15 protein-coding genes are annotated in these 14512 nt (G+C 67.6%); 9 read left to right on the plus strand and 6 right to left on the minus strand.

Translation table 11 applies throughout. The annotated features are described in order from the left end of the window. Positions 1 to 1089, minus strand: a complete 1089-nt coding sequence (locus tag FB548_RS13465; protein ID WP_142125292.1) for a diguanylate cyclase — start codon at positions 1087 to 1089, stop codon at positions 1 to 3. Positions 1090 to 1321: 232 nt separating this feature from the next. Between FB548_RS13465 and FB548_RS13470 the strand changes: the two genes are divergently transcribed. From FB548_RS13470 to FB548_RS13480, 3 genes are read left to right on the plus strand one after another with little or no spacing between them, the layout of a single operon-like run. Then, the gene (locus tag FB548_RS13470; protein ID WP_255470556.1) at positions 1322 to 1912 is read left to right on the plus strand and encodes a DUF998 domain-containing protein; all 591 of its coding nucleotides are present in this window, start codon (positions 1322 to 1324) and stop codon (positions 1910 to 1912) included. A gap of 48 nt (positions 1913 to 1960) precedes the next feature. Beyond that, positions 1961 to 2305, plus strand: a complete 345-nt coding sequence (locus tag FB548_RS13475) for a RidA family protein (RefSeq protein WP_142125294.1) — start codon at positions 1961 to 1963, stop codon at positions 2303 to 2305. A 3-nt stretch (positions 2306 to 2308) separates the two neighbouring features. After that, positions 2309 to 2521, plus strand: a complete 213-nt coding sequence (locus FB548_RS13480; RefSeq protein ID WP_142125295.1) for a hypothetical protein — start codon at positions 2309 to 2311, stop codon at positions 2519 to 2521. A gap of 178 nt (positions 2522 to 2699) precedes the next feature. Here FB548_RS13480 and FB548_RS13485 read toward each other — a convergent pair whose 3' ends face one another. Continuing rightward, positions 2700 to 3962, minus strand: a complete 1263-nt coding sequence (locus FB548_RS13485) for a TIGR03862 family flavoprotein (RefSeq protein WP_142125296.1) — start codon at positions 3960 to 3962, stop codon at positions 2700 to 2702. Between the two features lie 97 nt (positions 3963 to 4059). Between FB548_RS13485 and FB548_RS13490 the strand changes: the two genes are divergently transcribed. Beyond that, entirely contained in the window at positions 4060 to 5658 is a 1599-nt protein-coding gene (locus tag FB548_RS13490; RefSeq protein WP_255470557.1) for a serine hydrolase, read from the plus strand. 144 nt (positions 5659 to 5802) lie between these two features. Here FB548_RS13490 and FB548_RS13495 read toward each other — a convergent pair whose 3' ends face one another. Further along, positions 5803 to 6237, minus strand: coding sequence for an FKBP-type peptidyl-prolyl cis-trans isomerase (locus tag FB548_RS13495; protein ID WP_142125297.1), 435 nt, complete (start codon positions 6235 to 6237; stop codon positions 5803 to 5805). Between the two features lie 86 nt (positions 6238 to 6323). Between FB548_RS13495 and FB548_RS13500 the strand changes: the two genes are divergently transcribed. From FB548_RS13500 to FB548_RS13520, 5 genes are all read left to right on the plus strand, one after another. Next, positions 6324 to 6686 (plus strand): DUF6164 family protein, encoded by a 363-nt coding sequence (locus tag FB548_RS13500; protein WP_142125298.1) that lies wholly within the window; start codon positions 6324 to 6326, stop codon positions 6684 to 6686. Positions 6687 to 6720: 34 nt separating this feature from the next. Continuing rightward, the gene (locus FB548_RS13505) at positions 6721 to 7470 is read left to right on the plus strand and encodes a sulfurtransferase (protein WP_142125299.1); all 750 of its coding nucleotides are present in this window, start codon (positions 6721 to 6723) and stop codon (positions 7468 to 7470) included. Positions 7471 to 7475: 5 nt separating this feature from the next. Continuing rightward, positions 7476 to 9035 (plus strand): YdiU family protein, encoded by a 1560-nt coding sequence (locus tag FB548_RS13510; RefSeq protein WP_142125300.1) that lies wholly within the window; start codon positions 7476 to 7478, stop codon positions 9033 to 9035. A 192-nt stretch (positions 9036 to 9227) separates the two neighbouring features. Continuing rightward, entirely contained in the window at positions 9228 to 9899 is a 672-nt protein-coding gene (locus FB548_RS13515; RefSeq protein ID WP_142125301.1) for a glutathione S-transferase, read from the plus strand. Between the two features lie 84 nt (positions 9900 to 9983). Further along, positions 9984 to 10967: an LLM class flavin-dependent oxidoreductase gene (locus FB548_RS13520; RefSeq protein WP_142125302.1), complete on the plus strand. Its 984-nt coding sequence runs from the start codon at positions 9984 to 9986 to the stop codon at positions 10965 to 10967. Positions 10968 to 11073: 106 nt separating this feature from the next. Here FB548_RS13520 and FB548_RS13525 read toward each other — a convergent pair whose 3' ends face one another. From FB548_RS13525 to FB548_RS13535, 3 genes are all read right to left on the minus strand, one after another. After that, positions 11074 to 12693 carry a carboxylesterase/lipase family protein gene (locus FB548_RS13525; protein ID WP_142125303.1) on the minus strand — a complete coding sequence of 540 codons (1620 nt, stop codon included), beginning with the start codon at positions 12691 to 12693 and terminating at the stop codon, positions 11074 to 11076. Between the two features lie 69 nt (positions 12694 to 12762). After that, positions 12763 to 13944: an NAD(P)/FAD-dependent oxidoreductase gene (locus FB548_RS13530; RefSeq protein WP_142125304.1), complete on the minus strand. Its 1182-nt coding sequence runs from the start codon at positions 13942 to 13944 to the stop codon at positions 12763 to 12765. Positions 13945 to 13948: 4 nt separating this feature from the next. Continuing rightward, on the minus strand, positions 13949 to 14506 hold the full coding sequence (locus tag FB548_RS13535; protein WP_142125305.1) for a YaeQ family protein: 558 nt from the start codon (positions 14504 to 14506) through the stop codon (positions 13949 to 13951). Between the last annotated feature and the right edge of the window lie 6 nt (positions 14507 to 14512).

Below are 14512 nucleotides of genomic sequence, written 5' to 3' on the forward strand. Positions count from 1 at the left end.
TCAGCGCGCGGCGAGGGCTGGCTGCGGTCCTTCGTGGATGGCTAGCTGGTTGCGCCCACTGCTCTTCGCCCGATAGAGCGCCCGGTCGGCCGTTTCCAGCCAGGCCCGCAAGCCGCCTGCCGCGGCGTCCGCTTTCGCCAGCCCCAGACTCACCGTGTGTCGCAGGTCCGGCGCGGACTGCACCCGCAAGGCCTCCACGCCAGCCCGGATGCGCTGGGCGACGATCTCCGCCGCCACCAGATCGGTTCCGCGCAGCAGCACGGCGAACTCGTCGCCACCCAGCCGGCCCGCGCAATCCTGCCCGCGGATGCTGTGGCGGATCACCTCAGCGGTCGCGCGCAGCACGTCGTCGCCCACTGCATGGCCGTGACGGTCGTTGATCGCCTTGAAGTGGTCGATGTCGATCATCATCAGCGTGGCCGGTTCGCCCGTCTCGGCGCACTGGTCCTGCAACAGCGTCGCCTGTTCCTGCCAGTGCCTGCGGCTGTCCAGTCCCGTCAACGTATCGCGTCGGCTCAGTTCGTCCAGCAGGCGGTTCTGCCGCTTCACCTTGCGGACCAGGTGATAGCTGGCCTGGCTGACCGCGATGGAGTGGATGAGCAGCATCGGCAAGCATGCCAGCATCACCGGCATGCTGGTGGCCGGACGCAGTTCGAATCCCGTCGCCGCCCCGGCCACCAGCGCTCCCGCCAACATCAACGGCAGCGACCAGTACCAGAGACGATCGATGCCGGTGCTGATCTTGTCGACCGTGGCCAGTGTCACCAGCAGCACGCTGGGGAGCAGATTGAATGCCATCAGCGGCACCCACATGCCGGCCAGCAAGGAATCGAACAGCAGGTTGCGGATCTCACCCCGAAAAGGCTTGGGGTGGCGCAGCGACAGCCATAGCGCGAGTTGCGGCCACAGCACTGCGGTGAAGACCAGCCATGCCCACGTGCTCCAGGCGGCATTGTTCTCCAGCAGGACAGTCCCCACCGGCAACGCAGCCAGCCCCATCCCCAGCATGCGCAGCCGGTAGATCCGGCGCGGCAATCGCTGGCTCTGGCGCGCCGGATCGGCGCCGGAAAGCGGTGCGGTGAACGGCATTGGCGCGCGGAGTCCCCTTGCTCGTGACGGCCATTCCCGGTGCGCCGGGGGCAGGCGGAGTGTAGGCCAAACCGTGACGCTGGGCACGTCACGGAGCTCTGCCAACGTCAGCGGCCCCGGCCGGGAAATCTTGAAGCGGTGTCGGATAATCGGGGGCCTGTTTCCCGTGGGCGCCTCGATGCCTGATTCCCACTGCCGTCCCGTTTCCCCGGATTTCCGAACACGCGCTCGCGTGGCGGCCCTCGCTGCGATGGCAGGCGCGTCGCTGTTCCTGATGGTAGGCACCACCTTGCAGTTCGTCCGGACAGATCTTGCGTGGCAGCGGGCTACGATGAGCCAGTACCTGCTCGGTCCCGGCGGATTGCTGCTGCGCGTTGCCTACTGCGCGCTGGCGATCACCATCGTGGTGTTGGCGATGGGCATCTACCGGCAGTTGTCAGCACATGCGCGCAGTGCGGCACCGCTCCTGCTGCTCTGCACAGGCGCGGTCGCGCTGGCAGGCGTGGCGATCGGCGACTCGTGGCTGCCGTCCGTGGCGCCCGATTTCCATCGCTGGTTCCACCACATCTGCGCGATCACCGCCTTCCTCTGCGTCACGGGTGGCATGGTGCTGCAGGCGTGGCGGTTCCGGCTTGACCCGGCCTGGCGGTCCCGGTTCCCCCTCGCGGCGGGGTGGTCTGTCGGCTGCCAGGCCTTGCTATGGCTGCATGCACTGTGGCCACCCGCTGGGCAGGGCTGGGTGCAGAAGCTGCTGATCGCACTGATCGTCACCGCCATGCTGCTTGCCGGAACATGGCTCTGGCGCGTAGCGCGGGTGCGATGACGCAGGCACGGCGCTAAGCTGCGGCTTCCAACCAGGGAGAAGAGCATCATGATCCAGCGGTTCGACGTGGGCACGCGTTTGTCCGAGATGGCGATCCACAACGGCGTGGTGTACCTCGCCGGCCAGATTGCGGAGGACGCGACGCAGGGTATCGCCGGACAGACGCAACAGGTGCTCAGCGAGATCGATGCACTGCTGGCGCGCGCGGGCACCGACAAATCGAAGATCCTGCGCGCCGAGATATTCCTGAAGGATCTGCAGGACTTCGAAGGCATGAACCGCGTCTGGGACAGCTGGGTACCGGAAGGCAACGCGCCCCCGCGTGCGACCGTGCAGGCGCATCTCGCGCGTGCCGGCTGGCTGATCGAAATCGTGGTCACCGCCGCGGTCTGAACAATGGCGGCGCGCAAACCCGGTCCGTGGCGGCGCCCGGCGCCGAAGCGTCGCGAGGGCGGCCAGAAACTAACGCCCGAACAGGTGCAGGAAGCCAGGGCCCGTGCATTCGCGGCAGGCCGGCGCTATCCGAACCTGGTGGACAACATGTACGTGGCCGCGAAGGCGAAACGCGAAGGAGCGACGGCGGAAGGGCCGAGTGACGAGGCGGAGTGAGTGCGTTTCCCCGCTTGAGAGCGAGGATGCACATCCGGCTGTAAGCATCTGTAATAAAACTGCTTCGAAAAGCTAACCGGACTTCAACAATGCCTCGCGTATCGTGCGCGCACGTTCCGCAGCCGCTGCGGCACGCACTTCCCGGGGTGCGCGCCGCAGCCCCTGCGGACGACCACACTCAAGCGTTGCGTTGCGCCAGCCAGTCGATCACGCCGCGCGCGGCATGGCGGCCGCTGGCGAAGCATGCCGTAAGCAGATAGCCACCGGTGGGGGCTTCCCAGTCGAGCATCTCGCCGGCGGCGAACACGCCCGGAAGGGCGCGCAGCATCAGGCGGTCGTCCAGTGCCGCCAGGGCCACGCCGCCGGCACTGCTGATGGCTTCGGCGATCGGGCGCGGACGCAACAACCGGAACGGGAAACGCTTCAACGTGCGCGCGATCCTGACGGGATCCGCCAGTGCCGCCTTGTCCAGCACCTCGTACAGCAGTGCCGCGCGCACCCCGCTCACGCCGGCCTCGCGGCGCAGGTGTTCGCTCAGGCTGCGCGAGCCGCGTGATCTGGCCAGTCGCCGCGCAAGATCCTGTTCGTCGCGGCCGGGAAGCAGGTCAAGCACCAGCGTGGCGTGGCCATCACGTGCGATGGCGCCACGCAGCATCGGCGACAGGGCATAGACCAGGCTGCCCTCGATGCCGGTGGTGGTGACCACGCACTCGCCCTGGCGTTGGCGCGCTATGCCATCCGCATCCTGCCAGTGCGCGATGACCGGCTTGAGGGGCTCGCCGGCGAACCGTGTCGCCAGATGCTCGCTCCACGCGATGTCGAAACCGCAGTTGGAAGGTTGCAGGGGCGCGATGGCGACATCTTTCGTCCGCAGCGTATCCACCCACGCGCCGTCCGAACCCAGTTCCGGCCAGCTTCCGCCGCCCATCGCCAGTACGGTGGCAGCGGCAGACACGGTGACCTCGCCGTCGGGCGTCGCAAAGCGCAGGTAGCCGTCGTCGGTCCATCCCGACCACCGGTGATGCACATGGAAACACACGCCCTGTTCGCGCAGCCGCCGCACCCAGCCGCGCAGCAGCGGGGCCGCCTTGAGGTCGGATGGAAACACGCGGCCCGAGGTGCCGACGAACGTCTCCACGCCCAGCCCGCGCGCCCAGTCGCGCAGGGCGTCCGCATCGAAGCCGCGCAGCCATGCGGTGACACCCTCCTGTCTGTCGCCATAGCGCGCGACGAAGACATCGAACGGATCGGAGTGGGTCAGGTTCATGCCACCCTTGCCGGCGATCAGGAACTTGCGCCCCACCGACCCCTTGGCGTCGTACAGATCCACCCGCAGACCGGCGGCACGCAGGGTTTCGGCAGCCATGAGCCCGGTGGGTCCGCCACCGATGACGGCGACGGAGGGTGTGGAGGGCGGGTCATCGGAGCGTGGGGCATGCATCCGCATAGTATGCCGCGCCGACACGGAGCTTCCGGCAGGCGCATGGCGCGCGCCGCGTGCGGTATCGTCGCGCGGGACTTTGGATACGGGGCATGCGATGCGTTCGAATCTGATGGCGGCTGCGGGCCGCGCACTCTGGCTGCTCGGCCTTGTGGCCACCGGCGTCGTGGCGAAGGAGGCCACGCCGCCGCCTGCGTTGCAGGACCTGGACGCCTATGTCGAATCCGTACGCCAGGCGTTCGATGTCCCAGGCATCGCGGTGGCGGTGGTGAAGGACGGCCAGGTCGTGCTGGCGAAAGGCTGGGGCGAGCGAGAGATGGGCAAGCCGGCGAAGGTCGATGCTCGCACGATGTTCGCCATCGCCTCCAACACGAAGGCCTTCACCTCGGCATCGCTGTCGATGCTGGCCGACGAAGGCAAGCTGGAACTGGAGGATCGCGTCATCGACCACCTGCCATGGTTCCGTATGGCCGACCCCTACGTCACCCGCGAGATGCGCATCCGCGATCTGCTGGTCCACCGGAGCGGGCTGGGACTGGGCGCGGGCGACCTGCTGTACTGGCCCACCACCACCTACAGCAACCGCGAAGTAGCCGAACGCCTGCGTGACGTGCCGCTCAACGGCGGTTTCCGCGAGCGCTATGCCTACGACAACATCCTCTACGGCGTGGCCCAGCTGGTGGTGGAACAGGCCAGTGGCCAGTCCTACGAGCAGTTCCTGCGCACGCGCTTCTTCCAGCCGCTGGGCATGCGCGAGACGCGCTACAACAGCGACGCACTGAAGCCGGGCGACAACGTCGCCACCGGGCATGCCAAGGCGGACTTCACCGCGCTGCAGCCGGCGCCGCGGATGACGTGGCGCAATGTCGCCGGCGCGGGCGGCATCTATTCCAGCGTCAACGACATGGCGAAGTGGATGAACGCGCAGCTCGCCCGCGGCACCTATCGGGACGCGCAGGGTCGGGAGCACGCGCTGTTCACGCCCGCCCGCCAGAAGGCGATGTGGTCGCTGGTCACGCCGATCCCGATCACCGAGCCGAAGGTGGAGGCGCTGAAGGCGGCGAAGCCGAACTTCCTCGGTTACGGTGAAGGCTGGATGGTGTCCGACTTCCAGGGTCGCAAGCTGGTCTGGCACACCGGCGGCTGGCCAGGCATGGTCTCGCGGGTGACGCTGGTGCCGGAGCAGAAGCTGGGCGTGGTGGTTCTCACCAACCAGGAAGTCGGTGCCGCCTTCAACGCGATCACGCTGAAGGTGCTGGACGCGTACCTGGCGAACAGTGGCACCGACTGGCTGGCTGCCTATCAGGCCCAGGTTGCGCAGGCGAAGGGCAACGCCGACGAGTATTGGCAAAAGCTGCAGGCCGCACGCGACGCCACGTCGAAGCCCTCGTTGCCGTTGGCGAAATACGCCGGCACGTTGCGCGACCCGTGGTATGGCGATGTCGTGGTAACGCAGGAAGGCGAGGGCCTGGTGTTGCGTTTCAGCCGTACGCCGGAACTGGTGGGCGACCTGCAGCCGTGGCAGCACGACACCTTCGTGGTGCGCTGGCGCGAGCGCTGGCTCAACGCCGACGCCTTCCTGACGTTCTCGCTGGAACCGGACGGCGGCATCCACGAGGCCCGGATGGAAGCGATCTCGCCGCTGACCGATTTCAGCTTCGATTTCCACGACCTGCGGCTGGCACCGGTGGAGTAGTCCGCGTTTCTGTAGGAGCGACGGAAGTCGCGACCGCGACAAATAAAGGCAAGCAGACCTTCCACGTCGCGCACGAACTCCCGCCCCTGGTGGTCAAGCCGTGCGGTCGCGACTCACGTCGCTCCTACGGGGATGACGCGGCGCTCACTCGTGCGGTTTCACGTCCAGCAGCTCCACGTCGAACACCAGCGATGCGCCGGGCGGAATCACGCCACCGGCGCCATTGCTGCCGTAGCCGAGGTCGGCGGGGATCCGCAGCGTGCGCTTGCCACCGGTCTTCATGCCGGCCACGCCCTCGTCCCAGCCCCGGATGACCTGGCCGGCACCGAGCAGGAAGGTGAAGGGCTGGCCGCGATCCACGGAACTGTCGAACTTCAAGCCGCGCCGCTGCGGGGCGTTCTCGTCATACAGCCAGCCGGTGTAGTGGACAGTGACATCACTGCCGCTGGTCGCCACGGCACCGGTACCGGCAAGGGTGTCGATGCGTTCCAGTTCGGCGACGCTGCCGCTTGGCGGTGGGGCGGGGGCGTTGCAGGCAGCGAGCAGGAACAGCGAAACGGCGAGCAGCAGGGAACGCATCGGGGGTTCATCCAAGGGGCGAAAGGCGCGCAGGGTAACGCATCCGGCTGCCGGGTGGCCTGGATCGCAGCGGTTACACTGGCAGCATGGCGAAACTCTTCCTGAATCTGCGCAACGTGCCCGGCGACGAGGCCGACGATGTGCGCGACCTGCTGCGCGCGAACACGATCGACTTCTATGAGACGCAACCCAGTCCGTGGGGGATTTCCGCTGGCGGACTGTGGATCGAAGATGTCGACCAGCTGGCGCGGGCCAAGGTCCTGATGGCGGACTACCAGGCCCGGCGCCGGACGCAGGCGCGTGAGGACCGCACTGCAGCGGAGCGCGAAGGGCGTGCGGAGACCTTCGCAGGCCAGGTGCGCGCGCGGCCCCTGTATGTAGTGGGGGTGTTGGCGGCGATGGTCGCGATCATCGTGCTGACCCTCGCCCTGCCCTGGATGCTGCTCTGAGGCGCGAGCCGCCGGGGGGCGGTAAAATCAGCGCATGATCACCAACATCGCGGCCTACCATTTCACGCCCATCGACGATCCCGAGGCATTCGCCTCGACGCTTCGCGCGCGCGCCGAGGCGCTCTCGCTGCGGGGTTCGGTGTTGGTGGCGGGCGAGGGTGTGAACCTGTTCCTGGCCGGCGACGCCGACGCAATCGAATCCTTCCTCGCCCCGCTGCGCGAAGACGCGCGCTTCACCGGCCTGCGGGTGAAGTACAGCACCAGCCGGCAGGTACCGTTCGCGCGCCTCAAGGTCAAGGTGAAGCCGGAGATCATCAGCTTCCGTCGTCCCGGCACCACGCCGGAAGACGTGCGGGCCCCCGTCGTCGAACCACCCACGCTGGCCCGCTGGCTGGAACAGGGACACGACGATGACGGCCGTCGCGTGGTGATGCTGGATACCCGCAACCAGCAGGAGATCGCCTACGGTACGTTCGCCGGTGCGCTGACGCTGCCCATCGACAAGTTCACCGACCTGCCGGCGGCGCTGGAACCGCATCGCGAAGTGCTGAGGGACGCCACCGTGGTCAGCTTCTGCACCGGCGGCATCCGCTGCGAGAAGGCCGCGCTGTGGATGCAGGCTGATGGCATGGACAACGTGCTGCAGCTGGACGACGGCATCCTGGGCTACTTCGAACAGGTCGGAGGCTTCGGCTACGACGGTGCGTGCTTCGTCTTCGATGAGCGCGTCGCCGTGCGCCCCGACCTCACGCCGCTGGTGGACGACGCGGCCGACGCCGCGTGAGCGGCATGCACGCGCTGCATTTCGACAACCGCTACGTCAACGAACTGCCGGGCGATCCGGAACGCTCCCCGCGACGCCGTGAAGTCCGCGGCGCACTGTGGTCGGCCGTGGACCCCACGCCCGTTGCCGCGCCGGTGTTGCTGGCGCATTCGCCGGAAGTGGCGGCGCTGGTCGGCTTGGGCGAAGCCGATGTCGCATCGCCCGACTTCGCCCGGGTCTTCGGCGGCAACGCGTTGCTGCCGGGCATGCAGCCCTATGCCGGCAACTATGGTGGTCACCAGTTCGGCAACTGGGCGGGGCAGTTGGGCGACGGGCGCGCGATCACCCTGGGCGAGGTGGTCAGTGCGCGTGGCGAACGCTGGGAGCTGCAGCTTAAGGGTGCCGGGCCGACACCGTATTCGCGCACCGCGGATGGTCGTGCGGTGCTGCGCTCGTCGATCCGCGAGTTCCTGTGCAGCGAGGCGATGCACCATCTCGGCGTCCCGACCACGCGGGCCCTGAGCCTAGTCGGCACGGGCGAGCCGGTCGTGCGCGACATGTTCTACGACGGCCATCCGAAACCCGAGCCTGGCGCGATCGTGTGCCGCGTTGCGCCGTCGTTCCTGCGCTTCGGCCATTACCAGTTGCCGGCCTCGCGCGGCGAGACGGACCTGCTGCGCACACTGGTGGACTTCACGATCCGGCGCGATTTTCCGCACCTGGCGGGGGAAGGCGAGACGCTGTACGCCGCGTGGTTCGCCGAGGTCTGCGAACGCACGGCGGTGATGGTGGCGCACTGGATGCGCGTGGGCTTTGTCCATGGCGTGATGAACACCGACAACATGTCGGTGCTCGGCCTGACCATCGACTACGGCCCGTACGGATGGATCGACGACTACGACCCGGACTGGACGCCGAACACGACCGACGCGCAGGGCCGTCGCTATCGCTTCGGCTGGCAGCCCCGCGTCGCGGGCTGGAACCTGAGCCGCTTCGCGCAGGCGCTGTCGCCGCTGCTCGACGGAGTGGAGGCCCTGCAGGAAGGGTTGCAGCGCTTCGCTGATGCTTACGCGCGGGCCGACCACGACACCATCGCGCGCAAGCTGGGATTGGCCGAGTGCCGTGACGACGATATCGAATGCATGACGGTGTTGCAGGGCTTGCTGCAGCAAGGCGAAGTCGACATGACACTGTTCTTCCGTGCGCTGATGGATGCGGACCTGTCGGATGCCTCGTTGTCGGCCTTCGATGACGCGTTCTATAACGCGAGGAAGCGTGAGACCGTCGCGCCTGGGCTGCGCGACTGGCTTGCCGCTTATGCGCGCCGCCGTGCGGACGACGTGCTCGACGCCGCCACGCGCCGCGAGCGCATGCGGCTGGCCAATCCCCGCTACGTGCTGCGCAACTATCTGTCGCAGCAGGCTATCGATACGGCGGAAGCGGGCGACCTGTCCGGCGTCCATGAACTGCTGGACGTCATGCGCCGGCCGTACGACGACCAGCCGGGTCGCGAACGCTATGCCGGGCGTCGCCCCGACTGGGCACGCGATCGCGCGGGTTGTTCGATGCTGTCGTGCAGCTCCTGAGTCGCATCGTTTCCTTGTAGAAGCGACGTCAGTCGCGACCGGATGCAGCGGCCGTGCGTGACTCCGCTCCAGGCGCGAGGGCTCGGTGTTAAGTGTTCGTTCCCGCGAGTGTTGGCCGTGCGGTCGCGACTGACGTCGCTCCAACAGGGATGAGAGGCGCGGTAGCATGGCCCACCCCCATGGAGCACCGGCATGATCACCGTCCACCATCTCAACAACTCCCGTTCCCAGCGTGTGCTTTGGCTGCTCGAGGAACTGGGGCTGGACTACACGGTGGTGCGTTACCAGCGCGATCCACAGACCATGCTCGCGCCGCCGGCGCTGAGGAAGATCCATCCGCTGGGTAAGTCGCCCGTGGTGGTGGATGGAGAGCACGTGCTGGCCGAATCCGGCGCGATCCTCGAGTACCTCGTGGAGCGTTACGACACCGCGCGCCGGTTCGCGCCCTCGCCGGGCACCGCCGAGCATCTGCGCTACCGCTACTGGCTGCACTACGCGGAAGGCTCGGCGATGCCGCCGATGCTGCTCAGCCTGGTGTTCTCCCGCCTGAAGAAGGCGCCGATGCCGTTCTTCGCCCGTCCCATCGCGCGCGGTATCGCCGACAAGGCGATGCGGACGTTCGTCGGGCCGCAGGTGAAACTCCACCTGGGCTACATGGAAAGCGAACTGGGCAAGGCGCCGTGGTTCGCCGGGGACGCGTTCAGCGCAACCGACATCCAGATGAGTTTTCCGGTCGAAGCGGCGGCGGTACGCGCCGGACTGGAGGCCTATCCGAACCTGGCCGGATTCCTGCAGCGCATCCACGCCAGGCCTGCCTACCAGCGTGCGCTGGAACAGGGCGGGCCGTTCGACCTGCTGGGCTAGGCGGGATGCAGCATCCCATGCCACAGGGTGGAACCGGATCGCCCGCGTCCCCATGACGATGGCATCGTCATTGCCGGTGTCCCCATGATCCCTTACTCGCTCCTCGACCTCGCGCCTGTCTGCGAGGGCAGCGATACTACCCAGGCGTTCGTGCATATGCGCGATCTGGCGCAGCATGCCGAGCGCTGGGGGTATACCCGCTACTGGCTGGCCGAACACCACAACATGCCGGGCATCGCCAGCGCCGCGACGGCGGTGCTGATCGGGCACGTTGCAGGTGCAACGTCGACGATCCGCTTGGGTGCCGGCGGCATCATGCTGCCGAACCACTCGCCGCTGCAGGTGGCCGAGCAGTTCGGCACACTGGCATCGCTGTATCCGGGCCGCATCGATCTTGGTCTCGGCCGTGCGCCGGGCACCGACCAGGCGACGGCGCGTGCGCTGCGCCGCTATTTCGACAGCGCGGAACAGTTCCCGCAGGACGTGCAGGAACTGCTGCGTTACTTCGAGCCGGTACAGGAGGGCCAGGCGGTGCGTGCCGTGCCGGGCGCGGGCCTCGACGTGCCGGTATGGCTGTTGGGCTCCAGCCTGTTCGGTGCACAGCTCTCGGCCGCGCTCGGCTTGCCGTACGCGTTCGCTTCCCACTTCGCACCCGATGCCATGGACCAGGCGCTGCTGGTGTATCACCGCGACTTCCGTCCGTCGAAGCGGTTGGCGAAACCTCACGCGATGCTCGCGCTGAACGTCGTCGCTGCGGAAACGGACGAGGAGGCCAGATACCTGTTCACCACCCAGCAGCAGGCGTTCGTCAACCTGCGGCGAGGCCGTGCCGGCCTGGTGCCACCGCCGATCGACGACATCGAAACATACTGGGAGCCGCACGAAAAAGCCGGCGTGGCGCAGGCACTGGCCTGTGCGGTCGTCGGCAGCCGCGACACCGTGCGCAAGGGCATCGCCGAATTCATCCAGAGGCACCGCCCTGACGAACTGATGCTGACGGCCAACATCTTCGACCACGAAAAGCGCTTGCGCTCGTTCGAGATCGCTGCGGAAGTCATGCAATCGTAGGGTGGGCCTTGGCCCACCGTCGCACGGGGTCGGACGCGGCGCGCGTCGAGCCGCCGATCATCCTCCGCGCGAGCAGATGCGACACGATGGTGGGCCAAGGCCCACCCTACGAGGTGCCTCGCTGGAGGAACGGCACGCGCTCGTACAGCCGGCGCTCTGCGCCGCGGGGATCGTCCTGCATGCTGGATTTGTCGTCGAACACCATCGTCTGCCGCAGCGGCAGGGTGTACGGCGCCCACGCCGGCAGGCCCGCATGGTTCGGGTCGCCATGGCGGGCGAGGGCGATCAAGGCGTCGCTCATGCGCGATGCCATCGTGCGCGCACGCGCGTCGTCGCCGGTCTTCGACCCCTCAGCCGCCACGTTGTCGAACACCAGCGGGATGTCGAGCGTGTGGAAGGCGCGCAGGCGTCCACCTTCGGCCGGTGAACGCCAGTCCAGCTGGTAGACCCAGGCGGGTGCTCCCTGCTTCGCCCGCTCCTCGGCCTCGATGATGGCGCCGCGCCAGGAGCGGCCCGCGGTGGTGGCTGCGAAGAACACCTCGGACGGCGTGTAGTCCGGATACAGCCGGCGATACTCGGCGATCACCACGTCCGGCGACAGGTCCACGTACTGCTGCTCGCGCAGCCTCTGCGGCAACTGCTCCCAGGTCAGCGCGAAGTTCGCTTCGTCGTTACCGAGGAACGCGCGGGTCTCATCGCGCGTGTTGCCGATGATCATCGGGATGCGCGCCGACTGCGCAGGTGCATCGGGATAGAACGGATGCCGCGGCAGGTTGTGGGTGTCCAGCACGGGCCCGAAGTAGAGCGCGGTGTTCTCCACTCGCGACGGATCGCGCACGCGCGTGGCGTCCAGCAGCCGTGCCATCGGCATCGCCAGCAGCGCATCGGTGTCGCGCGGGCCGAGGTCCAGTTCGGCGAGGAACAGCGCGGTGCGCTGCGCCGCCGCACGCGGACCCGCAGCGGTGACCTGCTGGCCGCTCATCGTCATTGCTTTGTGGAAGAGACCATCTGCCTCCGGCGTCGCCATCAGCGTGGCGATCTTGGCGCCGCCCCCGGACTGGCCGAACACGGTGACGTTGCCCGCATCGCCGCCGAACTCGTGCGCGTGTTCGCGCACCCAGCGCAGGGCGTCGATCAGGTCGAGCTGGCCCACGTTGCCGGCGTCACGCAGGCGCTCGTCGCCGCTCTCGCCCAGGTAGAGGTAGCCGAACGCGTTGAGCCGGTGGTTGACGGTCACCACGACCACATCGCCGTGGCGGCACAGGTTCACCCCGTCGTACAGCGGGTGGGAGCCGGAACCGTTGTTGTAGCCGCCGCCGTGGATGTAGAACAGGATCGGGCGCTTGCCGCCATCGCGCAGCGCTGGGGTGTACACGTTGAGGAACAGGCAGTCCTCGCTGACGGGCTGTCCGTCGGCATCGCCGCGCTGGGGTGCGGATGCGCCGAAGCGGGTGGCATCGCGCGTACCCGTCCACGCGGTTTCGCGCACCGAGCGCTGGAAACGGCGGATAGCGGTGTCGGCCCCGTAGGGCACGCCGCGGAAGACGTGGATGCCGCGATCCACGGTACCGGCAATGCGTCCGCTACGCGTAGTGGCACGTGAAGACCGCGAGGCCGCCTGCGCGGTGAACAGCCCGGGGCCGATCAGGCCCGCTATTGCGGAGGTAGCGGTGAGCTGCCGCAGGAAGTCGCGGCGCGAGGAAGGAGCGGGGCGGAACGGACGCATGGAATACCTGTGATGACACCGGTTTCCAAAGGCTAACAAAGGCGGTCGGGACAGGAACGCCGCAGTGCGTCAGACCGCCATGCCCGTCGCGTGGCCCGAAGCCCAGGCCCACTGGAAGTTGTACCCGCCCAGCCAGCCGGTGACGTCGAGGACTTCGCCGACGAAGAACAGGCCTGGCACGTGCTTCGACATCATCGTGCTGCTGGACACGCCATCGGTGTCGACACCTCCGAGGGTCACTTCCGCCGTCCGGTAGCCTTCGGTGCCGCTGGCGACCAGCGGCCAGCCAGCCAGGAGCGCTGCCGCTTCCTTGAGTTGCGGCGTGTTGAGCTGCTTCATCGGCCGGTTGGGTAGCCAGACCTCGCACAGGCGCTGGGCAAAGCGACGCGGCAGCGCGTCGGAGAGGACCGTCTTCAGTTCGGCATCGGGGCGCTGTTTCTGCTGCGACTGCAGCCAGTCCAGCGCGTCGTGGTCGGGCAGCAGGTCCAGTCGCAGGTCATCGCCCGGCTGCCAGTACGAGGAGATCTGCAGGATCGACGGACCGCTGATACCGCGGTGGGTCAGCAGCATGAAGTTGCGGAAACGCGCCTTGCCGCATCGGGCTTCAACCGGGAGCGCGACGCCGCTCAGGTCGGCCAGCCGCTCCTGGTGTTTGCCGCTGAGCGTCAGCGGCACCAGCCCCGCACGCGTGGGCAGCACGGCATGTCCGAACTGCTTCGCCAGTTCGTAGCCGAAGCCGGTGGCGCCCATGCTGGGGATCGACAGGCCGCCGGTGGCCACCACCAGCGATGGTGCTGCGAAACGGCCCAGTGGCGTATCGATGCGGAACACGCCGCTGTCGTGGCGGACCTGCTGCACGCTGCAGCCCGTCTCGATGCGTACGCCTGCGGCGACGCATTCGTCCACCAGCATCTTCACGATGAGCTTGGACGACACGTCGCAGAACAGCTGCCCCAGTTCCTTCTCGTGGAAGGCAATGCGATGGCGCTGGACCATTCCGATGAAATCGCCCGGCTTGTAGCGCGCCAGCGCCGACTTGCAGAAATGCGGATTGGCCGACAGGAAGTTGGCAGGCGTGGTGCCGGTATTGGTGAAGTTGCAGCGCCCGCCACCGGACATCAGGATCTTCTTCCCGACCTTGTTGGCATGTTCGATGACCAGCACGCGCAGGCCACGCTGGCCCGCCGTGAGTGCGGTCATGAGACCGGCCGCGCCTCCGCCGATCACCAGTACGTCGTGGGTGGGCGCCATGCGCTCAGGCGGCCCGCGCGAGCCCCGACTGGCGAATGGCCGGGATGACGCTGACCACGCGATCGTCGGTCATCCACTGCATCTCGCCGTCCTGGATCATCACGTTGAACCGCATGCTGCGCACCATCAGCGCGGTGAGGGCGTCTACCGCCTCGGGCGCTATGTCGAGCACGGTCAGGTTGCGATGGCGTGCCAGCAGCGCCGCGTTCCTGTCCCACCAGAGATCGGCCGCGCGGCCGCCGTAGTTGACCACGACGACCTCGCGGGCACGTCCGCAGGCCTTGCGGATCCGGGACTCGTCCGGCTGGCCCAGGTCGATCCACTGCTCGATCAGGCTGGTGTAATCCTTGCGCCAGAGGTCGGGTTCTTCTTCGTTGCTCAGGCCCTTGCCGAACTCCAGCCGGTCTTCGGCCAGCAGCGCAAAGGCGAGCAGGCGCACCATCAGCCGCTCGTCGGTCTCCGACGGGTGCTGGGCCAGGGTCAGGCCGTGGGCACCGTAGTAATGACGGTCCATGTCGCTGATCTGGAGTTCGGCTTTGACGACGGTGGACTTGAGGGCCATGGTGGG

The organism is Pseudoxanthomonas sp. 3HH-4, assembly GCF_006716465.1.
GTDB lineage: Bacteria > Pseudomonadota > Gammaproteobacteria > Xanthomonadales > Xanthomonadaceae > Pseudoxanthomonas_A.